The organism is Pedobacter sp. 22226 (assembly GCF_052045455.1).
GTDB lineage: Bacteria > Bacteroidota > Bacteroidia > Sphingobacteriales > Sphingobacteriaceae > Pedobacter > Pedobacter jeongneungensis.
In genome coordinates this window covers 271,975-293,930 of the sequence record NZ_JBQEPB010000008.1, presented here as the reverse complement: position 1 = coordinate 293,930, position 21,956 = coordinate 271,975, and the positions used below count along the sequence as shown (strand labels likewise).

General features: G+C 38.1%; 20 protein-coding genes. 9 read left to right on the top strand and 11 right to left on the bottom strand.

Features of this window, described 5'->3' with window-relative positions; genetic code table 11:
* Positions 1 to 10 precede the first annotated feature (10 nt).
* Positions 11 to 1,897, top strand: a complete 1,887-nt coding sequence (locus tag ACTJKC_RS19305) for an OmpA family protein (protein WP_440794464.1) — start codon at positions 11 to 13, stop codon at positions 1,895 to 1,897.
* A 199-nt stretch (positions 1,898 to 2,096) separates the two neighbouring features.
* Here the strand turns inward: ACTJKC_RS19305 and ACTJKC_RS19300 are convergent, their stop codons facing one another.
* The 3 genes from ACTJKC_RS19300 to recQ all read right to left on the bottom strand — a co-directional run bounded on the left by ACTJKC_RS19300 (position 2,097) and on the right by recQ (position 5,900).
* A complete protein-coding gene (locus ACTJKC_RS19300; RefSeq protein WP_440794462.1) occupies positions 2,097 to 2,813 on the bottom strand; it encodes a YqjF family protein in 717 nt (238 codons plus the stop codon).
* Between the two features lie 2 nt (positions 2,814 to 2,815).
* A complete protein-coding gene (gene kdsA / locus ACTJKC_RS19295; protein ID WP_440794460.1) occupies positions 2,816 to 3,628 on the bottom strand; it encodes a 3-deoxy-8-phosphooctulonate synthase in 813 nt (270 codons plus the stop codon).
* 82 nt (positions 3,629 to 3,710) lie between these two features.
* Positions 3,711 to 5,900 (bottom strand): DNA helicase RecQ, encoded by a 2,190-nt coding sequence (gene recQ, locus ACTJKC_RS19290; RefSeq protein ID WP_344853876.1) that lies wholly within the window; start codon positions 5,898 to 5,900, stop codon positions 3,711 to 3,713.
* A 91-nt stretch (positions 5,901 to 5,991) separates the two neighbouring features.
* Between recQ and ACTJKC_RS19285 the strand changes: the two genes are divergently transcribed.
* A complete protein-coding gene (locus ACTJKC_RS19285; RefSeq protein ID WP_344853826.1) occupies positions 5,992 to 6,960 on the top strand; it encodes a KpsF/GutQ family sugar-phosphate isomerase in 969 nt (322 codons plus the stop codon).
* Between the two features lie 15 nt (positions 6,961 to 6,975).
* Complete coding sequence (locus ACTJKC_RS19280) at positions 6,976 to 8,067, top strand: mannose-1-phosphate guanylyltransferase (RefSeq protein ID WP_344853825.1); 1,092 nt, start codon at positions 6,976 to 6,978, stop codon at positions 8,065 to 8,067.
* Positions 8,068 to 8,202: 135 nt separating this feature from the next.
* Here the strand turns inward: ACTJKC_RS19280 and rlmB are convergent, their stop codons facing one another.
* Complete coding sequence (rlmB, locus tag ACTJKC_RS19275) at positions 8,203 to 8,970, bottom strand: 23S rRNA (guanosine(2251)-2'-O)-methyltransferase RlmB (RefSeq protein ID WP_440794459.1); 768 nt, start codon at positions 8,968 to 8,970, stop codon at positions 8,203 to 8,205.
* A gap of 200 nt (positions 8,971 to 9,170) precedes the next feature.
* Here rlmB and dnaB point away from each other — a divergent pair, with 200 nt between their 5' ends.
* Complete coding sequence (gene dnaB / locus ACTJKC_RS19270) at positions 9,171 to 10,733, top strand: replicative DNA helicase (RefSeq protein WP_344853823.1); 1,563 nt, start codon at positions 9,171 to 9,173, stop codon at positions 10,731 to 10,733.
* Between the two features lie 68 nt (positions 10,734 to 10,801).
* Here dnaB and ACTJKC_RS19265 read toward each other — a convergent pair whose 3' ends face one another.
* The 3 genes from ACTJKC_RS19265 to ACTJKC_RS19255 all read right to left on the bottom strand — a co-directional run bounded on the left by ACTJKC_RS19265 (position 10,802) and on the right by ACTJKC_RS19255 (position 13,102).
* Complete coding sequence (locus ACTJKC_RS19265; protein ID WP_440794456.1) at positions 10,802 to 11,419, bottom strand: porin family protein; 618 nt, start codon at positions 11,417 to 11,419, stop codon at positions 10,802 to 10,804.
* A 73-nt stretch (positions 11,420 to 11,492) separates the two neighbouring features.
* Entirely contained in the window at positions 11,493 to 12,710 is a 1,218-nt protein-coding gene (gene chrA, locus ACTJKC_RS19260; protein WP_344853749.1) for a chromate efflux transporter, read from the bottom strand.
* A 56-nt stretch (positions 12,711 to 12,766) separates the two neighbouring features.
* Complete coding sequence (locus tag ACTJKC_RS19255; protein WP_187594816.1) at positions 12,767 to 13,102, bottom strand: tetratricopeptide repeat protein; 336 nt, start codon at positions 13,100 to 13,102, stop codon at positions 12,767 to 12,769.
* Between the two features lie 129 nt (positions 13,103 to 13,231).
* Here ACTJKC_RS19255 and ACTJKC_RS19250 point away from each other — a divergent pair, with 129 nt between their 5' ends.
* The 5 genes from ACTJKC_RS19250 (at position 13,232) to ACTJKC_RS19230 (ending at position 18,432) form a co-directional block, all read left to right on the top strand.
* Positions 13,232 to 13,969 (top strand): electron transfer flavoprotein subunit beta/FixA family protein, encoded by a 738-nt coding sequence (locus ACTJKC_RS19250; RefSeq protein WP_440794454.1) that lies wholly within the window; start codon positions 13,232 to 13,234, stop codon positions 13,967 to 13,969.
* A 102-nt stretch (positions 13,970 to 14,071) separates the two neighbouring features.
* Positions 14,072 to 15,040: an electron transfer flavoprotein subunit alpha/FixB family protein gene (locus ACTJKC_RS19245; RefSeq protein ID WP_344853751.1), complete on the top strand. Its 969-nt coding sequence runs from the start codon at positions 14,072 to 14,074 to the stop codon at positions 15,038 to 15,040.
* Positions 15,041 to 15,109: 69 nt separating this feature from the next.
* A complete protein-coding gene (locus ACTJKC_RS19240; protein WP_344853752.1) occupies positions 15,110 to 15,724 on the top strand; it encodes a bifunctional nuclease family protein in 615 nt (204 codons plus the stop codon).
* Positions 15,725 to 15,908: 184 nt separating this feature from the next.
* Positions 15,909 to 17,288, top strand: a complete 1,380-nt coding sequence (locus ACTJKC_RS19235; protein ID WP_440794451.1) for a nucleoside permease — start codon at positions 15,909 to 15,911, stop codon at positions 17,286 to 17,288.
* A gap of 22 nt (positions 17,289 to 17,310) precedes the next feature.
* Entirely contained in the window at positions 17,311 to 18,432 is a 1,122-nt protein-coding gene (locus ACTJKC_RS19230; RefSeq protein WP_440794449.1) for a DUF3667 domain-containing protein, read from the top strand.
* A gap of 180 nt (positions 18,433 to 18,612) precedes the next feature.
* Here ACTJKC_RS19230 and ACTJKC_RS19225 read toward each other — a convergent pair whose 3' ends face one another.
* From ACTJKC_RS19225 to ACTJKC_RS19210, 4 genes are all read right to left on the bottom strand, one after another.
* On the bottom strand, positions 18,613 to 19,902 hold the full coding sequence (locus ACTJKC_RS19225) for a citrate synthase (protein ID WP_440794447.1): 1,290 nt from the start codon (positions 19,900 to 19,902) through the stop codon (positions 18,613 to 18,615).
* A 132-nt stretch (positions 19,903 to 20,034) separates the two neighbouring features.
* Positions 20,035 to 20,565: a DUF3347 domain-containing protein gene (locus tag ACTJKC_RS19220; protein ID WP_440794445.1), complete on the bottom strand. Its 531-nt coding sequence runs from the start codon at positions 20,563 to 20,565 to the stop codon at positions 20,035 to 20,037.
* A 97-nt stretch (positions 20,566 to 20,662) separates the two neighbouring features.
* Complete coding sequence (locus ACTJKC_RS19215; RefSeq protein ID WP_344853757.1) at positions 20,663 to 21,214, bottom strand: hypothetical protein; 552 nt, start codon at positions 21,212 to 21,214, stop codon at positions 20,663 to 20,665.
* Positions 21,215 to 21,364: 150 nt separating this feature from the next.
* Positions 21,365 to 21,862 (bottom strand): hypothetical protein, encoded by a 498-nt coding sequence (locus ACTJKC_RS19210; RefSeq protein ID WP_440794443.1) that lies wholly within the window; start codon positions 21,860 to 21,862, stop codon positions 21,365 to 21,367.
* Positions 21,863 to 21,956 lie beyond the last annotated feature (94 nt).

The window sequence follows — 21,956 nt, the reverse complement described above, 5'->3', positions numbered from 1 at the left end:
TGTTAATGTAATGAAATTTTGTTTAGTCCTGTTCCTTAGCATATTGAGCATTTATTGTTTCGGGCAAAGTTCGCCTAACAAAAAAGCACAGATTTCTTTTGAAAAAGCAGGTCCGTTGATTGATAAGCTGGATTATGCAGGTGCCGAGCTGGTATTAAAAACTGCTGTTGAAGCTGATCCGTTGTTTCAGAATGCCTACATTGTGCTTGCTGGTGTTTATAAAGCGGAAAAGAAATATACCGAAGCCATGGCAGCTTATGAAAAAGCCATCCTCATTAATAAAGCGGTTGCCCCTGCTGTAATTTATGGCCTGGCCGAAACCGAATTTGCTACGCAGGATTATGTAAAGGCAAAACAGCATTTTGAAGAATTTTTAGCACAAGATACTTCTTCCGATCGGGCTAAAAAAGCTAAAAAATATGTTTTTGATTGTGATTTCGCATCTACAGCAATAAAGAAACCAGTAAAATATAGCCCAACAAATTTAGGTGAAGGTGTAAATACAGCAGATGCCGAATATTTTCCTGCTTTAACTGCAGATGGTGAAACGTTGGTTTTTACGCGCCAGATGAATGGAAATGAAGATTTCTGGACTTCACAGCTTAAAAACAATAAATGGGACGTCGCTACGCCCTTATCCAGTAAAATAAATACGACGCGATATAATGAAGGTGCACAAACCATCTCTCCTGATGGTAAATATTTATTTTTTACAGGTTGCAACCGTCCTGATGGCTTGGGCAGGTGCGATATCTATGTTTCGCACCGCGAAGGAAAAGACTGGGGCGAACCTTATAACATCGGAAAACCTGTTAATTCAGAATATTGGGAATCGCAGCCTGCAATCAGTCCGGACGGCAGGACATTATATTTTATCAGCAACCGCCCGGGTGGATCAGGTGGTTATGATATCTGGAAAAGTACCATTACCGATGATGCAAAATGGGGACCAGCTGTAAACCTCGGCCCTGATATCAATACCATTTACGATGAGAATACCCCTTTTCTGCATGCAGATGGGAAAACTCTGTATTTCTCTTCAGATGGCTGGCCGGGATTTGGAAATAAAGATATCTTTTACAGCCGCATGGATAACGATGGCAAATGGCATAAACCTGTTAATATAGGCTATCCAATCAATTCTTTCGAAGATGAAAGTGGTTTAGTTGTAAGCGCTGATGGAAATTTCGGATTATTCTCCTCAAATTTAAAAGGGGGATTTGGTTTGCAGGATATTTATAGTTTTGGCATACCGGAATCAGCAAAACCGTCAAAAGTTTCTTATGTAAAGGGAATCGTGAGGGACAAAGACACAAAAAAAACGATAGAAAGCAATGTGCAGGTAGTGGATTTAAAAACCAATAAAACTGTTTTTGATGACTATACCGATCCTGAAACCGGTCAGTTTTTAGCTGTAATGCCCGTGGGAAGTGATTACCTGTTTAATGTTAATGCGGAAGGCTATATGTTTTATTCAGAAAATTTCGAACTCAAAACCGGCGACATCAATAAACCTTACCAGATTGAAGTATATATTGAAAAAATTAAGCCAGGCGGAAATGTTACCTTAAGAAATATATTTTTCGATACCAATAAATTTAATCTTTTGCCCTCGTCTATCCGCGAACTGGATCTGCTTATTGATTTCCTGCACCAAAATGAAACTGTTCAGATCGAAATCCAGGGCCATACCGATAATGTTGGAGATGATAAACTGAACGAGAAACTATCGTTTAACCGTGCCAATGCCGTTTACGAATATTTGGTTAAAAATAGCATTGATGCGAAAAGACTTACATTTAAAGGTTTTGGGGCAAGTAAACCGATTGCAGATAATAAAACGGAATTGGGAAGGAAAAATAACCGGAGAACATCGTTTGTGATTACGAAGGTTTAGATTTATTTCGGTTGGTGAGACACCAACCGATAGGATTAATGTGATCCGTCATTCTGAACTTGTTTCAGAATCCATCATGCTATAAAAAAAGTCGTCATTTTGACTGGAGCAAAGCGAAACTGAGAATTCTACTGTAGATCTCTCCACTATGGTCGAGATGACGATTTCTATATAATAGACGATTCGTAAGTAATAGCAACTAAAATCTCTTCCCTTTTAATACTCTGATTTCAGATCCCTCTGCCAGGAATACAGAATTGGGTTCAGCTTCATTTAAAAAAACAAAATCATTTCCATAATTAATTCCGAAATCGACATTAATTTTATAATCTTTTACCGGATACGCCAGCCAGCGAGGGTGCTCTACGCCATATTCGGAAGTTCTGTTGGCTCCGATTTTAGTGTACCCCCAATAATGTTCGGTAATAAATTCTTCTTCACTACCAGCTAAAATTTCTTCAGCTTTTGAAAAAGCAGTTACAGAAAAATTATGCCAGTCTTTGTTCTTCCATGAATAATTAACTTCGAGCTGGTGCCCTTGTTCAATCCAAACATGTTTCATCGGGAATGTTTGGTAATTTTCTTTGTAAATGGTATTGGCAACAAAGGTAATGGCTGGTTTAGGCACAAATTCTTTAATAAATACTACTCCCCGTTTCCAGGTTTCGCCATCTTTAAATTTGACGTAAAACCTCAGATTAACCTCTTCAAAATTGGTATGAAAGGGAATATTAAAGCCAAGCAGCTTTACATCAACAAACATAAAACCAACCAAACTCACATAATATTTCCCCTGCCAGTCATCCAGTTCGGTGTGCGGGGGCAAATATTTCGAAAGTATTTCTTTATCAACCGCATATTGCGCCAAAGCCAGTTTTCGCCATCCGGCAGTGAGAAATACTTTCGGGCTGTTCAAAATTATAGTATGGCTTGTCTGATCCTGATCAGTTTGGTTAATGTTTCTTCCAGTAAATCCAGGTGCAACATATTGGCACCATCCGATTTTGCATTGGCCGGATCAGGGTGTGTTTCGATAAATAAACCATCCGCACCTACTGCAATGGCAGCTTTGGCGATAGTAGAAATCAATTCGGGTTTACCACCAGTAACGCCGCTGCTTTGATTGGGCTGTTGTAAAGAATGCGTACAATCCATCACCACAGGCACGCCGAAACTCTGCATTTCGGGTAAGCCACGGTAATCAACAATTAAATCCTGGTAACCAAAGGTATTGCCCCTATCGGTTAAAATTACTTTATTGTTTCCGGCTTCTTTTACTTTCTCCACCGCAAATTTCATCGAACCGGCAGAAAGGAACTGGCCTTTTTTAACGTTTACCACTTTGCCGGTTTCGGCAGCAGCGATTAATAAATCGGTTTGGCGACATAAAAATGCAGGAATCTGCAATACATCTACATAAGCTGCAGCCATGGCCGCTTCTCCACTTTCGTGGATATCGGTAACGGTTGGCACACCAAATTCTCTACCGATTCTTTCTAAAATGCGCAAGGCTTTTTCATCACCAATGCCCGTAAAAGAACTGCCTTTACTTCTGTTCGCTTTCCGGTATGAGCCTTTAAAAATATATGGAATTTGCAGTTTATCGGTAATATTTATAATCTTGTCAGCAATTCTCATGGCAATATCCTCGCCTTCGATAGCGCATGGACCAGCCATTAAAAAGAAATTCCCTGAATCTGTATTTTTTAATTTATCTAAATAGTTAAGCATAGTTGAGATGTGAGGCATGAGATGTGAGACATGAGATGTGAGTTTATCTCAAATCTAACTTCTCATATCTCACGTCTAATTTTTAATTTCCTAGTTCTGACATAAATTTAATCCGCATCAGTTGAATTTCTTCGCGGGTGTAATCGGTTTCGCCTAATTCGTTCAGTGCTTCGTCTATAGAATCGCTTTCTGCTGCCCTGAAATAATCGAAAACTTCATCCTGGCGGTCGTCATCAATTACTTCATCAATGAAATAATTCAGGTTGAGTTTGGTGCCAGAATTAACGATAGATTCTACTTCTTTAAGGATTTCTTCATAGGTAATGCCTTTTGAATCAGCAATATCCTCTAAGCCGATCTGTCTGTCGATATTTTGGATAATCGAAACCTTCATCTGCGATTTATTGGCCTGGGTTTTAATAATCAGGTCAATCGGGCGCTCGATATCGTTATCCTCTACATATTTTTTGATCAATTCGATAAAAGGACTTCCGAATTTCATGGCTTTACCAGAACCTACACCCGAAATCTGGCGAAGTTCTTCCATTGTAATCGGATAATGCGTACACATTTCCTCTAAAGATGGATCCTGGAAAACAACAAATGGTGGCACACTTTTCTGCTTGGCAATTTTCTTCCGGAGATCTTTAAGCAACGATAACAAATGAGTGTCTAATGCTCCAGTGCCCTGTTTTACATCGTCATCGTCGTCATCGGCACCACTTTCTATTGGTTCGTTTAATATAAATTTTAGGCTGTAAGGATTTACAATAAAATCCCTGCCCTGTTTGGTTAATTTTAATAATCCATAATTATCGATATCTTTATACAGATAGTTGTTTAAAACAGCCTGGCGGATGATCGATTTCCACATCAGTTCTCCATCTTCCTTTCCAACACCAAATTCGGGCACTTTACTATGCTCATAGGCAATGGTTTGTGCGGTTTCTAAGCCTAAGAAAACGTTCAACAAATGTGCATCATCAAATTTTTCGCCTGATTTTTCTATAAACTTTAATAAGGTAGATAACTGGTTTTCAGCATCAAACTGTTTTTTAGGCTTTTTGCAATTGTCGCACATGCAATTACAGCCAGTTTCGTTAAAGTTTTCACCAAAATAATGAAGAATCTGCTTACGCCTGCAAACGCCCGACTCTGCATAATCAATCACTTCTTTTAATATCTGCGTACCAATTTCACGTTCCGAAACCGGTTTATCTTTCATAAACTTGGCCAGCTTATCTACATCTTTTTGAGAGTAAAAAGCGATACATACACCTTCCCCACCATCACGTCCGGCCCTACCCGTTTCCTGATAGTAACCTTCCATGCTTTTAGGCACATCGTGGTGGATTACAAAGCGAACATCCGGCTTATCGATCCCCATGCCAAAGGCAATGGTGGCCACAATAACCTCAGCATCTTCCATCAAAAATTTATCCTGCGTTTCGGCCCGCACTTTGGGATCTAAACCCGCGTGATAAGGCAAAGCGCTGATTCCGTTCAGGTTTAAGGCTTCGGCAACTTCCTCTACTTTTTTACGGCTGAGGCAATAAATAATCCCCGATTTACCCGGATTTGATTTAATATACTTGATAATCTCTTTGGTAATATCACGTTTAGGGCGGATTTCGTAAAACAGGTTTGGCCTGTTAAACGACGATTTGAACAATGTTGCTTCCGTCATCCCCAGGTTCTTCATAATATCCTGCTGCACTTTTGGTGTAGCGGTAGCTGTTAATGCAATAATTGGAATATTATCTCCTAAACCCGCAATAACCTGTTTGATTTTACGGTATTCTGGTCTGAAATCGTGCCCCCATTCAGAGATACAGTGCGCTTCGTCAACTGCAACGAAGGAGATTTTAATCAGATTTAAAAATTCAATATTGTCCTGCTTCGCCAGGGATTCGGGCGCAACATACAATAATTTGGTCTGACCGCTTAAAAGATCAGATTTAACTTGAGTAATTTCAGATTTATTTAGGGATGAATTAAGAAAATGTGCAATACTGTCATTTCCACCAAAAGCCCTTAACTGGTCTACCTGGTTTTTCATCAATGCAATTAATGGAGAAATAACAATTGCTGTTCCCTCGCTCATTAAAGCGGGTAACTGATAGCAAATAGACTTCCCTCCACCTGTTGGCATAATAACAAAAGTGTTATTGCCTTCTAAAATATTTGTAATGATCGACTCCTGATCACCCTTGAAATTATCAAACCCGAAGAAATTTTGTAGGTTATCAAATAACGACTTTTTCACGTCCATTTTGTGTAATAAAATATGCGATGCTATTTTTGTATCCAAAATAACATAATTTTACAAGAATTTCAAGTATTAACAGACAATTATTTTCTCTTTGAAAAGTAAAAAATCAATAATTCAATCGGCTGTAAGCACTTTAGAGCTCGAAGCAGCAGCAATATTAAATGTTGCAAAGAATCTCGATAACGATTTTGAAAAAGTCGTATCAAGTATTTTACAGGGCAAAGGACGGGTAATTGTAACCGGTATCGGGAAAAGTGCCATTATTGCGCAAAAAATGGTGGCTACTTTCAATTCAACAGGTACACCTGCAATTTTTATGCATGCTGCAGATGCCATACACGGTGATTTGGGTATGATCCAGGTTGATGATATTGTGATTTGCTTATCGAAAAGTGGGAATACACCCGAAATTAAAGTATTGGTTCCGCTGCTAAAAACGTCTAATAATCTGTTGATCGGGATGGTTGGCGAATTAAATTCATTTTTGGCAGAACAAGCTGATCTGATTTTAAATACTTCGTTCGAAAAAGAAGCCTGTCCACATAATTTAGCCCCTACCACCAGCACCACTGCACAATTGGCACTGGGCGATGCATTGGCAATCTGCCTGCTCGAATGCAGGGAATTTAATGAAGCAGATTTCGCCAAATACCATCCGGGAGGATCATTGGGTAAAAAACTTTACTTAAAAGCAAGGGATTTAGCTCTATCAAACGAAAAACCATCTATTAGCCCAACTGCATCTGTAAAAGATGTACTGATTGAAATTAGTAAAAACCGTTTGGGGGCTGTTGCTGTTGTTGATTCAGCTAACCATGTATTGGGTGTGATTACCGACGGCGATATCAGGAGAATGTTGGAAAACAATAATTCTATTGCTGGTTTAAAAGCCGAAGATATTATGGGTAAAAGCCCTAAGAGCATACAATTTGATGCTTTGGCAGTTGATGCCTTAGACATTATAAAACAAAACAATATAACACAATTGTTAGTTCTGGAACAAAATACTTACTTTGGCATCATCCACTTACACGATCTCCTTAACGAAGGAATTGTGTAATTTTTAAAATAAAAAATGAATAAAAATTATTATGCATTAATTATGGCCGGTGGCGTCGGAAGTCGCTTTTGGCCGGTAAGCAGAACAGAATACCCAAAACAGTTTATCGATTTTTTCGGTGTAGGTAAAACTTTAATACAAAGTACGTACGACAGGTTTTTAAAAATCTGTCTTCCTGAAAATATTTTTATAGTTACGAATGAGATTTATTCTGACCTCGTAAAAGAACAGTTGCCGCAGTTAAGTCCTAACCAGATCCTGGCTGAGCCCCTACTTAGAAATACAGCACCATGCATTGCATATGGCAGTTTAAAAATTGCCGAATTAAATCCAAATGCCACAATCGTTGTAGCGCCTTCTGATCATACCATTGCCGATATAGATGGCTTCGTACAATCGATTGAGCAATCGTTGGATGCAGCTTCTAAAAATGATTGTTTAATTACGCTGGGTATTAAACCAAATCGTCCGGATACTGGTTATGGCTACATACAACACACTGATTATGTGCTTAATACCGACACCGATCTGCATAAAGTTAAAACCTTTACAGAGAAGCCAAACCTTGATTTAGCAAAATCATTTATGCAAAGTGGTGATTTCCTTTGGAACGCGGGAATATTTATCTGGTCGGCAAAAACCATTTTGAACGCTTTTGAAAAACACCTGCCTGATATGTATGAAATATTCAGTTTGGGCCGATCGGAACTGAATACCGAAAACGAAAAAACGTTTATCAATAATGCCTATTTACAATGTACCAATATATCGATCGATTTTGGCATTATGGAAAAGGCCGAGAATGTTTATGTACTTCCGTCTGATTTCGGGTGGTCTGATTTAGGCACCTGGGCTTCTATTTACGAAATGGCAGAGAAAGATTACGTTGGCAATGCGGTTATCCCTTCAGAACAGGTCATTATGTTCGATTCGTCGAACTGTATGGTTAATGTTCCGAAAGATAAACTGGTGATCTTACAGGGATTGCACGATTATATTGTGGTAGAAAATAACAATATGCTAATGATTTGCCCTCGTGATGAAGAACAACGTGTTAAAGAGTTTGTTGCAGAAGTAAAATCACGCTTCGGAAACAAGTTTATTTAGAATGGAAGGTGTGAGATGTAAGATGGATGATGTAGCACAGTTGCCCATCATCCATCTTACATTTTCCCTTTTACATCAATTCTCCATCATCCATTTTCCCTTTTCCATTTTCCCTCTTCCATCTTACATCCCTCCTTACTTCCCCCGCTGTCTAACCGCTTCGTATAAAATTACGCCTGCAGCAACAGACACATTGAGCGATTCGATTTTACCGGCCATTGGTATTTTAGCCAAATGATCGGCCACTCTTAAAAGCTCGTTAGAAATGCCTTCATCTTCTGATCCCATTACAATTGCGGTAGGCATGGTATAATCAGGGGAATATATAAAATCGTTTGTTTTTTCAGTACAAGCTACAATTTGTAAACCACTTTCCTGCAAAAACAGACAGGTTTTGTGTAAATTACTATGACGGCAGATCGGGATACTAAACAACGCACCTGCTGAAGTTTTAATCGCATCAGCATTGATCTGCGCAGCATTTTTTAAAGGCACTACAATGGCATGAACGCCTACGCAGGCAGCGGTACGGGCAATTGCGCCCATGTTGCGCACATCGGTTACGCTATCTAAAACCAAAATTAATGGCACCTCTCCTTTTTCAAAAACCGCCGGAACTATATCTTCAATATTTTGGTAAGTAATCGGCGAAATTACGGCGATTACCCCCTGGTGGTTTTTCTGCGACATCCGGTTCAGTTTTTCTACCGGTACAGAATTTAACGGGATCAGTGTATCTTTCAAAAGTGCTTTCAACTCCAAAAATAATTCGCCGCCCAAACCGCGTTGCTGGTAAATGGTTTCAATATCTCTTCCTGCTTTAATGGCTTCTATTACGGCCCTGATGCCAAATACAAACTCATTATTCTCTTTTGCGCGTTGCGGTCTTCTAAAATTATCCATGTTTCGAAATTGTTAGGCAAAAGTATTCAAATAAATGTTTTAGCCCTAATCTATATTCTTCTTATTAACATTTAATTGTTTAAAATTTTTTACGATTTAATAAAAGCCTGTAAAATTTAATCTGATTATACTTCAATTTGTTAACAAACAAGTAGTAACTAATTCAAACAACCCCGTCAAAATTTGATTACTTTTGTTGAATGAGTATCGATAATGAACAAGGCGGAAAGAACAGTATGACTGCTAGAAAAAGCAGGTTAAGCAATACCATTAGTTCACAAGGGAAAATTCCCCCACAGGCATTAGACCTGGAAGAAGCCGTTTTAGGTGCATTGATGCTCGAAAAAGATGCTCTGTCAGCAGTAATCGACGTTTTAAAGCCTGAAGTTTTTTATAACATCGCTCACCAGAAAATCTTTGAAGCGATCCACATTTTATTCCAGAAATCGAAACCGGTAGATATTTTAACGGTAACTTCAGAACTGCGTACGCTGGGTTCGTTAGAAATGGTTGGGGGGGCTTATTACATTACGCATTTAACCAACCGTGTTGCTTCTGCAGCTAATATTGAATTTCACGCGAGGATAATTTCGCAAAAATATATCCAGCGCGAACTGATCAGGATCTCAACCGAAATTATCACCAACGCTTATGAAGATACGACTGATATTTTCGATTTATTGGATCAGGCTGAAAAAGGCCTTTTTGAAATTGCCCAGAATAACCTGCGTAGAGATACCCAGAAAATGGATGATATCATTAAACAATCTCTTGCTACACTTGAAGAACTTCGTACCAAAACAGATGGTTTAACCGGTGTACCAACGGGTTTTACCGGCTTAGACAGGATTACCGGTGGATGGCAAAAACAGGATCTTGTGATTATCGCTGCACGTCCGGCGATGGGAAAAACGGCATTCGTACTTACCTGTGCCCGTAATGCCACCGTCGATTTTGCAAAACCAACAGTAGTTTTTTCACTCGAGATGTCGTCGGTTCAGCTGGTGAATCGTTTAATTTCAGGAGAAGCAGAAATTGAGCAGGAAAAAATCAGGAAAGGAAATTTACAGGAATGGGAGTGGCAACAGCTGCACAGTAAAATTGGCCGCTTAACCGAAGCTCCCCTATTGATAGATGATACTCCGGCACTAAATATATTTGAGTTCAGGGCAAAATGCCGGAGATTAAAATCGCAGTACGATATCCAGCTGGTAATTGTCGATTACTTGCAGTTAATGCATGGTAAAGGAGAAGGAAAAGGTGGCGGTAACCGTGAGCAGGAAATCGGTAGTATCTCGAGGGCACTAAAATCTGTAGCAAAAGAACTTGATGTTCCGGTATTGGCACTTTCGCAGTTAAGTCGTGCGGTAGAGAGCAGACCAGGTTTACAGGGAAAAAGGCCAATGTTATCCGATTTACGTGAATCGGGATCTATTGAGCAGGATGCGGATATGGTATTATTCCTATACCGTCCTGAATATTACGGCATTACCGAAGATGAGCAAGGAAGATCGCAGGCAGGTATTGGCGAAGTAATTATTGCAAAACACCGTAATGGTGAAACCGGAATTGTGCCACTTAAATTCGTAGGTAAATTTGTGAAATTTCAGGATCTTGAAGATGATTTTAATGCACCGCCAAATTCGTTCGCGGCTGATCCATCTGCAGGAATGTATCCATCGCAGGATTTTGAAAAACAAAGCAATGTGATTATCCGTCCTTCCAAAATGGATGACTACAATGACGATGATCCACCATTTTAAAATATAGCTACATAAAAAATGCCTCAAATTAAAATTTTATCAGAGGCATTTTTTATTTAATGAACATTCTATAAACTGAAAAGCAGACCCGCGTTTAAGCTTGATCTTCCCGTTCTGATTTGATATCCCTGGTTTTGCTTAAACAAATCGGTAATACCCGACTGTCCGTCAGCTTCCAGCAATACCTTAATTTTGTTTGCGATTGGCAATTTTACTCCGATACCTAAATCAAAACCGATATCGCGGTTGTGCACAAAATCCTTTAAATCAATATTAAATTTTGATTCTTTTGCATCTAGCAGAATACCAAAATAAGGCCCAAAGTTTAAATACCAGTTTCTTTTTCTACCGAAATGCCAGTTGGCCATTACAGGAATGGTTAAGTAATTAATCTCGTAATTGGTAACAAAACTTTGTCCATTATCCAGGTTGGTTAAATATCCATTATCCCAGCCTTTTTGGTCATAACCAATTTTGGCCTTAATACTCCACCTGTCCGAAAAGAAGTAATCTCCAACCGCTGTAACGTTAAAGCCACTTCTAAATTCGCTGTTGGTCTGGGTACTTGTTGTAACAGTAGCAGCATTGTAGCCTACATGCAGTCCTACTTCAAAACTGTTTTTTTCCTGGGCTTGGGTAGTTACGCCTAGCCCGCTTAATAATAGAAGCGTTAATAGTTTCCTCATAATTTTATCTGATTTTAAATTTGCCGAAGATATAACTAAAATCTTCTTTATAAAAAATCCATATGAAGAAATACTAAAAAATATAAGCAAGCAGAATTCCGGCGAGTACAATAACCGGCGGACTTACTTTGGTAAAATTGAGCAGTAAAAATGTAGCCACCATAATCCCTAAAAACAGCCAGTTAAACCCCATCGGAATTAACAAGAGTACAAATGCAGCAATAATGAAACCTACACTTACTGCATTGATTCCAGATAAACTGTGACGGATCCTCGAAATCTTTTTCAGGTCATCCCAAAAAGGAACGATAAATAAAACGAGGATTAAACCGGGTAAATTGATGCCTATTACACCAATTAATCCACCTAAAATCTGCCCCCATAAACCATAACCAAAATTTTTCATGCTTAGAGCACCCAAATAACTGGTAAAAGAAAATGTAGGTCCGGGTAAGGCTTGCTGAAGCGCAAAACCAGATAAAAATCCTGATGATGGCAAATAATGCTTCATCTCCACAAACTCGGTAAACATCAATGGTACAAGCACTTGTCCCCCACCAAATACCAATATACCGTTACGGTAAAAATTTTCGAGCAAACGGATCGGTAAACTAAAAGGCGAGGTTCTGTTGATAATGGCACCAACTAATGCAAATAAGAGCAGTGCACCTAAAAAGTAGATCAGTTTTTTCGGATTGATGTTCGAGAAAAGCTTAACCCGCAATTCAGTTTCTTCTTTTGGCGTCTCAATAGCAGAGGAAATCATTCCACCGATTAATATAGACAATGGGAATACATATGCATTCCTTAAAACCAGCGTAGCAATTACCGAAGCAATAGCCAAAAAGATAGAAACCTGCGAGGAAAGTACTTTTTTACCCAGTTTCCATGCACCATAAGCCACAATACCTAAGGCTATCGGCTGGATATATTCTAAAATATCGTTAAATTTTTGTTTTTGATCCAACAGGGCATAACTAATCGCTGCAAAAGTCATGATTGCGGCAGTGGGCAAAATCCAGATCAAAAAAGTAATGATGGCCAGTTTCAGCTTACCAACCTTCCATGCAATTCCCACCAGTGTTTGCGTAGATGCAGGTCCCGGCAACACTTGCGCCAGTGCATTCAGCTCCAAAAGTTCTTCTTCTGAAATGAATTTTGTGCTTTGAACAAAATATTTTAGCAGCAATGCCAGGTGTGCCTGCGCACCGCCAAAAGAAGTGAAAGTAAAAAAAATTACATTCCGGATAAAAAGCCACTGTCTTTTAGCTGCTATGGGTTTGGTTTGCATTAATTTAAACGGCTAACTGTTAACTAAAAATTGGAAACTGTAAACTGAAAATTGACTTAATCATCTTCATAATCTAATCCGGCAGCCGAATTGTAAGCACCCTGTAATTCAGAAAACGCATGCATATCCCTTTTATTCCGGGCCACCTGCATTCCTTTCTGATAGGTTTCGATCGCTTTCTCTTTTTCCCCGTCTTTTTCGAGTAATTTGCCTAAATGGTAATAAGTTCCTACATAATCAGGATGTTTATCGGTTAACTGAAGGTAAAAAGAATAAGCTTTTTCTTTATCATTTAGATTGTTATACTCTGTGGCTAAGGCATATAGTATAAACGGATCGTTAGCATCACTTTCTAAAAATTCCAATAACTTACTTAAACGGGTAGATGACATTTTATTTCCTTGCTTTTTTAATTAAATTTGCAGAAAGACCTTATATAATAATGATATCATATATGAATCGATTAACAGCGAACAATTATAGTTCCAGATCGTTCATTAAATAAAAACCACTATTAACATATGAAAATATTAGTTTGTATCAGTAACGTGCCAGACACGACGACAAAAATAACTTTTACTAATGATAATACCGAATTCAATACGGCGGGAGTGCAATATATTGTTAATCCTTACGATGAAATTGCTTTATCAAGGGCCATCGAGTTAACCGAAGGCGGTAAAGGAACGGTAACGGTAATTAACGTAGGCGAAGCAGCCAACGATCCTACCATTAGAAAAGCTTTGGCTATTGGTGCAGATGATGCTGTACGCGTTAATGCAGCACCACGCGACGCTTATTTTGTGGCTAAACAGATAGCTGAGTATGCCAAAGACAAAGATTTTGATGTTATTTTAACCGGTCGCGAATCTATTGATTACAATGGAAACCAGGTTGCGGCTATGGTTGGCGAATTTTTAGATATTCCATCGGTATCCATCATTAAAAAATTAACTTTCGAAGGCGATAGCGCAACTATTGAAAGAGAAATTGAAGGTGGAAAAGAAGTATTAACAGTTTCTGGTAAGTTTATTGCGAGCTGTGCCGAAGGTGTTGCGGAGCCAAAAATACCAAATATGCGTGGTATTATGAGTGCGAGAACAAAACCTTTAACCGTAGTTGACGCTGTGGCAATTGAGGAAGTGAGTAAAGTAACTAAATACGAAACCCCAGCCCCACGTGGTACGGTAAAGTTAATTCCTGCCGATCAAACAGAACAGCTGATCAGCTTGTTACATAGCGAAGCAAAGGTAATTTAGTTGGCAGTTTGGAGTTTTCAGTTGTCAGATAAAGAGATAATTAATCGAATTAATTCAATATAAAATTTAATTCCCAAATAAGGGAATTCAGGGAATAAATATATGTCAGTATTAGTATATGTAGAACAAGCTGAAGGTAAATTCAAGAAATCTGTTTTTGAAGCCGTTTCTTATGCCAAAGCCATTGCCGATCAACAATCAACCAGCCTAACTGCTATTTCTATCGGTGATGTTGCCGAAAGTGAGTTAAAAGAATTAGGTAAATACGGCGCAGCTAAAGTTTTAAATGTAAGCGCCGATCAGTTAAAAACTTTCGTAAACCAGGCTTACGCCAGCGTTATTGCTGCTGCTGCAGAAAAAGAAGGCGCTGATATTGTTGTTTTATCTAACTCCTTCTCGGGTAAAGGTTTAGCACCACGTATTGCAGTAAAACTTAAAGCAGGTTTGGCAGATGGTGCAGTAGAATTACCAAGCACCGATGGAAAATTTGCCGTTAAGAAAACAGCTTTTTCCGGTAAAGCATTTGCCATTACCGAATTAACTTCTGCAAACAAAGTAATCGCTTTAAATCCAAACGCTTTTGGCGTTAAAGAAAATGCAACTGATGCAGCGATCGAAGCCTTTAGTGCTGATATCAAACAATCGGATTTAGGTACGTTAATTAAAGATATCGTAAGGGCTACTGATAAAGTTTCGTTGCCTGATGCAGAACTGGTGGTATCAGCAGGGAGAGGTTTAAAAGGACCTGAAAACTGGGGAATGATTGAAGAGCTTGCCGGTTTATTAGGTGCAGCTACAGCTTGTTCTAAACCTGTTTCGGATGCAGACTGGAGACCTCACTCTGAGCACGTTGGTCAAACCGGTATTGCCATCAGTCCTAATCTATACATTGCAATCGGTATTTCTGGCGCTATCCAGCATTTGGCTGGTGTGAGTTCATCAAAAGTTATTGTAGTAATCAACAAAGATCCTGAAGCACCTTTCTTTAAAGTGGCAGATTACGGAATCGTTGGTGATGCTTTTGAAGTTGTACCAAAATTAATCGAAGCATTAAAAGCACATAAGGGATAATTTTTGTCATCCTGAGCCTGTCGAAGGATTAAATAATGTTTCGGCAAGCTCAACATGACATCGACAAATATGAAAAAAGTAAAATTAGATATTGTAGGTTTATCTTACAGCCAGACTCAATCTGGTGCTTATGCCCTTGTTTTAGGAGAAGTAAATGGTCGCAGGCGTTTACCCATAATTATTGGTGCTTTCGAGGCGCAGGCCATTGCCATAGAAATTGAGAAAATGACTCCCAGCAGGCCATTAACACACGATCTTTTTAAATCGATGGCTGATACTTTTCATATCAATATTCAGGAAGTAATTATTTACAACCTCGTTGATGGTGTTTTTTATGCAAAGCTGATTTGTAGCGATGGCAAGAACACCCATGAGGTTGATGCCCGCACTTCTGATGCTATTGCCCTGGCCGTTAGGTTTAACGCCTTAATTTATACCTACGAATTTATTCTTGCTTCTGCGGGGATCGTAATTGAAGGAAATGATTTTCTTTTCCTTGAGAATATGGATTCGTTAACGAAAGAACCCGAAGCAGACAGTTTACCAGGTGCCGGCAAACAACAGGGCTTTGGCGATCTAACGCTGGAAGAACTTCAGCAAAAATTACAGGAAGCCATAGCAGAAGAAGCTTACGAGAAAGCCGCAAGGTTACGCGATGAACTTAATAAACGCGGAACATCTTAATTTTTCTTTAAAAATACCCAACAGATCAAAATCCCTATAGATTTTTCTAAAAAATCAATAAATAAAAAAGCTAAATACCAAAATGAGCCAGATTGTTTAAAATAATTTAAGCTCATTTTGGATTATCATTCAAAATAGTTCTATATTCAGCTTTTACTTTCAATAATCAAACTAAACTATTATTATGAACGTTAAGTTTCGCTTAACTATAATGAGTTTCATGCAATTTTTTGTATGGGCTGCCTGGTTAATTACGATTGCAAATTACTGGTTTGGAACCAAACAATGGGACGGTGCAGATTTCGGGATTATTTTTTCTACAATGGGTATTGCATCCCTTTTTATGCCAACCATAACTGGTATCATCGCCGATAAATGGATCAACGCAGAAAAACTCTATGCTATTTTACACATCCTTTACGCCGCTACCATGTTCTATCTTCCACAGGTAGAAGATCCTCATACATTTTTTTGGGTAATATTAGTGGCCATGTGTTTTTACATGCCAACCATTGCGTTAAGCAATTCCATCAGCTATACCACTTTAAAAAATGGCAATTTTGATGTCGTAAAAAATTTCCCTCCTATCCGTGTATGGGGAACCGTTGGTTTTATTGCAGCCATGTGGATTACCAATTTAACAGGTAACAAAGCCAGTGCAAATCAATTTTACATTGCCGGGATAAGTGCTTTATTTTTGGGCCTGTATTCTTTTACTCTTCCGGCATGTAAACCTTTAAATTTAATCAGCGAGAAAAAAACATTTGCTCAAAAACTGGGATTAGAATCATTTAAACTTTTCGCCGATTACAAAATGGCACTGTTTTTTATTTTCTCTATGTTTTTAGGCGCAGCATTGCAGCTAACCAATGCCTATGGTGATGTTTTTTTAGATGAATTTAAGCTATTCCCCGTCTTTGCAGAATCTTTTGTGATCAAGTATTCTACTATCATTTTATCGATCTCCCAAATATCAGAAACGCTTTTTATCCTGGCCATTCCGTTCTTTTTGAAAAGATTTGGGATTAAATGGGTAATTGCCATTGCCATGTTTGCCTGGGTGTTACGTTTTGGTTTATTCGCTTTTGGCGATCCTTCAGTCAACCTTTGGATGATTATCACCTCTTGTATCGTTTACGGCATGGCTTTCGATTTCTTTAATATATCCGGATCATTATTCGTAGAAACCTCTACTACACCAAAAATACGCTCATCAGCCCAGGGCTTGTTTATGATGATGACCAATGGTTTTGGTGCCGTATTTGGAAGTTTAATATCAGGCTGGATGATCAGTAAATATTTTACGACCTATTATACCAATATCGGATCATTATCAAAATATGTAAAAAGCGAAGCAGATAACGAACACCTGCTTAAATTTTTACAAAATAAAGGCATCAGCGTATTACAGAATGGCGATCTAAGCCGGGCACTGGATGTAAAAGACTGGCACAATATCTGGCTAAGCTTTACCATTTACGTTTTAGTGATTGCTGTTGTTTTTGTGGTTATTTTTAAACACAAACATACCCGTGCAGAAGTAGAAGCCATTAACCATTTATAACCTCTCCATTCCATTTTATCCTATGTCAGCTGGTAAGTATAGAAAAGAACATAATTGTTTAAACTGCGGTTCTCATGTCGAGAAACATTATTGCAGCAGCTGTGGCCAACCAAATGTAGAATTAAAAGAAAGTTTCTGGACTTTTATCAGCCATAGCATTGCCCATTATTTTCATTTCGACAATAAATTTTTTCAAACCCTTTCTCCCCTTTTAACCAAGCCAGGCCAGGTTACATTAGATTATTTAGCAGGTAAAAGAGCCCGCTACATTAATCCGGTGAGCATGTACATTTTTGTTTCTATTGTTTATTTTTTGGTAGTGTACTCTCCAAAACATGTAGAAAAAAATTCAGACCATGATAATATAGATATTGAACATAATAAGGGTGAAAATGTAACTGATAGTGTAAATAAAGCGCTTAATCTTACCGGAATGCCTAAAAGCATTGCGGATAGGACCACAAAATCAATTAATAAAGCGATTCAGAAAAAAGAATTTATAAAGCTGGGCTTTGCCGATCAGGAAAAAGAACTGAACAGGCTTAAAACAGAAAATACCACCTTAAAATCGGATTCCATTTCGGATTTGATCGAAGATTTTAATGAGATCCATATTGAAAGAAACGACAGTACCTACTCAGCCTACCTGTCCCGCCAGAAAAAATTAACACCTGCCGAACAGGATAGCTGGTATGAAAGATTGATTAAAAAAAGGGCGATTACCATCGGAGAGAAATCAGAAGTAATTCAGGAAACCCTCGAACATAACAGGCCTAAACAATATTTCTTACTGATGCCTTTACTGGCCTGGTTTATTATGTTAAATTTCAGGAAAAACCATATCTATTATTTAGATCACCTGATTTTCACCATCCATGGCATGATGGTTTACTTTATCGTCTCAATTATTACCCAGCCGATTATGAAACATGTGTTTGGGGAAGATTCTATAGTGAGTAGTATTATCGAGGTTGGCGTTACCGTATATTTATTCTGGTACATGTTTAAGGCACTCACCGTTTTTTATCAGCGTAAAACCTGGAGTACAATTTTTAAAATATTCTGGATTTTAATTCTTTATGCGGTTGCCTTTAAGCTTTCAGAAATGGCAATGATCAATTTGATTTATTACGTGGCTACTTAACTTAAGGTTCGTCATCTCGACCGAAACGCAGTGTAGCGGAGATCCTTCGACTACGCTCAGGATGACAACTTAATAAATGGCCGTCACAGTCACAGCAATGACGACTATTGGTAAAGGAAAGTAAAACCCACAAAAAAACCACCCGATATTTCGAGTGGTTTTTTTATGCTTTTAGAAAAATTATTTTCTGTCTTTCAGCTCAACAAATTCTCTATCTGTTTCACCAACATAAATCTGGCGCGGACGACCGATAGGTTCTTTATTTTCGTGCATTTCCTTCCATTGTGCAATCCATCCCGGTAAACGGCCTAAAGCAAAAAGAACAGTAAACATTTCTGATGGGAAACCTAAAGCACGGTAAATAATTCCTGAATAGAAATCTACGTTCGGATATAATTTACGCTCAATGAAATACTGGTCAGTTAAAGCTGCTTCTTCTAACTTTTTAGCAATTTCTAAAATCGGATCATCAATACCTAAGTTTTCCAGGATATCATCACATGCTTTTTTAATGATTTTTGCTCTTGGATCGAAGTTTTTGTAAACGCGGTGACCAAAACCCATCATACGGAAAGGATCGTTTTTATCTTTGGCTTTAGCAATCCATTTTTCTGTATCGCCACCATCGGCTTTAATCAATTCCAACATATCGATAACCGCCTGGTTTGCACCACCATGTAACGGTCCCCAAAGTGCAGCAATACCTGCAGCAATTGAAGCATATAAATTACAGTCTGATGAACCTACAATACGTACAGTAGATGCCGAACAATTTTGCTCATGATCTGCATGCAGAATCAGCAATTTGTTCATTGCATTAACCACAATCGGGTTTACATCATAATCTTCGGTACGCTGGCCAAATGTCATCCAAAGGAAATTGGTCACATAATCATATTTATTTTTCGGATAAATAAGCGGGTGGCCCAATGATTTTTTATAAACAAAAGAAACAATGGTCGGGAATTTAGCCAATAACTTAATAATGGTTAAATCCTGCTCTTCTGCGGTTTGATTTGGCTTTAAACACTCAGGGTAAAATGTAGACAGCGAAAATATTAATGAACCTAACTGACCCATTGGATGTGATCTTGACGGATAACCGTCAAAGAATTTTTTCATATCCTCATGAATCAGTGTGTGCTTGCTGATATCGGCCTGTAAATCTTCCAGTTGTTTTTGTGTTGGAAGATCTCCATAAATAATCAGATAAATAACTTCTAAGAAACTTGATTTGGCTGCAAGTTCTTCAATAGAATAACCCCTGTATTTTAAAATGCCTTTTTCACCATCTAAAAAAGTGATTTTACTTTTTGTAGAACCCGTATTTTTAAAACCAGTATCTAAAGTTACAAAGCCTGTAAGATCTCTTAATTTCGAAATATCAATGGCCTTCTCGTCCTCTGTTCCTGTTATTACTGGCAATTCTATTGTCTTACCATCAACTTTAATCTCTGCAATATCTGACATATTATTGTATTGTGTTTATAGCTCTCTAAATTATATAAAATTAATATACATGCATAACAAATCTGTTAAATTAATATGAATAATTGGTCAAAATGACGTAACAATCATGCTTAATTATACAGCTTTTGGAATTTACTTCGCCTTTATCTCCTCAGCCACTCTCCCACATTCCAGCATTTCGTTACCATAATAAGGATTCTTAATTTCCTTTTCAGTTGATAACCAGTCGCCTCCATCTCCCTTGTTTGCCATCGGGCAGTGCTGCACATAAATTGTACCTTTTTCAATCTCGGTTCCTTTTAACAAAGCAATTAAATCGGCACTTAAAACTGTAAAATCTTTTCGTTGCGAAACAAGATCACTACTTCCTGCAATTTTACCGGCCACAGCAGCTGTTGGCTCACAGCCTTTGTAGGCAGCCAAACTGGTTTGTAACTGAACAGCCGATTTTTGGGCATTTGCAGCATCAGATTTTACCAGCGCATCTTTTAACACCACATATTGGTTAAAAATCGCTGATTTCTGTTTGTCTTTTATAGCAACCTCATTTTTAACAGCAACTGAATCTGTTTTTGTCGAGTCTTTGGTTGCTGTAGAATTTTTATTCGCCTGGTTGCAGGCCATTAAAGCAGTAAGTATTGCTATTCCGAATATTCTTTTCATTGTATTTGGTTTTCGGCTCAAAATAGCAATTTAAATATTAAATAAATAAAAAAGTCCCGATTTTCATCGGGACTCGCAAAATATTATGATGTTTTAATTATAATTTGAAATTATATCCAAGTCTTAGGTTAAACTGTCCTGTTTTCATAAAGTAAAGATCAGAAGCACTATTGTTTACGTAACCTTCGTATTTTACACCAAGATCCAGGCCGTTTTTCCATTCGTAACCTAAACCACCGGTATAAATAAAGTTCATGTTGGCACCATCTTTAATAGCCAGTCCTGATCCCAGTTCAGTAGCTAAATACATTCTTTCGATCGGGAAAACCCTTACACCACCCATTACAGGGATAAATTCGAATTTAAGCGGACTACCTTTCCATTTTAACCTGGTATAACCACCAGAAGCAGTGACAGCTACATACGGACTTAAGTCGTATTGAAGTTTAACATCAGCACCATAACCATAATCCATTTCAGAACGATCAGGAAATAAGCCACCATTTACACCAACACCAATTTTGAAAGCCATGCCGCTTCCGCTTGTCATCGGCTGTGTCGAATCCATTGTTTGTGCTTTTAAATTTGAAGTGGTTAAAACTGCAAGTGCGGTTAAGCTTGTTGCAAAAAGTTTAGTAATTGTTTTCATTGTCAGATATTTTAAGTTATTAATTAAGGGTTTAAGTCATATACGTTAAAATATCATTTGTGGATTTTTATATTTTCATTTTTTTCAGAATGTTATGAAATAAAAAAAGCCCCCTTAATAGGAGGCTTTCAGTTTTATTGTGGATTAATTTTACAAATTAAATCCGTAAGCTAAACGCAGACCGAAAAATCCGGTGCTACCACCATCTTTAGCCAGGCCTTCGTATTTTACACCTAGATCTAATCCGTTACTCCATGCATAACCAACAGCTGGTGAATACACAAATGAAGTTCCACTGCCTGAACTTGTACCAAAACCAGCACCTAATTCTGCTAAACCGTATATACCAGAACCAGTAGTATTAAAGAAATATTTAACACCTGCTTTTACAGGAATATAACCGAAACTACCACCGCCAAATTCATCTTTTACAGATAAATTGGTATAGCCAGCAGTAACCGGAATAGATAATTGTTTATCAATATCGAACTGATAACGTAAATCTGCACCAAGTGCAACACTGTAAGCATCACTAGTTGGGATACCTGCAGTTACTCCTATTCCTAATTTTTGTGCATTAGCATTTGTAGAAAAAAATAATGCCACTACAGCTGCTGAAGTAGCAATGATTTTAGTAATTGTTTTCATTTTAAGGATAATTTATGAGTTAAAACTAATATGCTTCAACAAACACAAAGGTTGTGCCAAAAGGGCTTTTTTGGAGCTTTTTAACCTATAAACC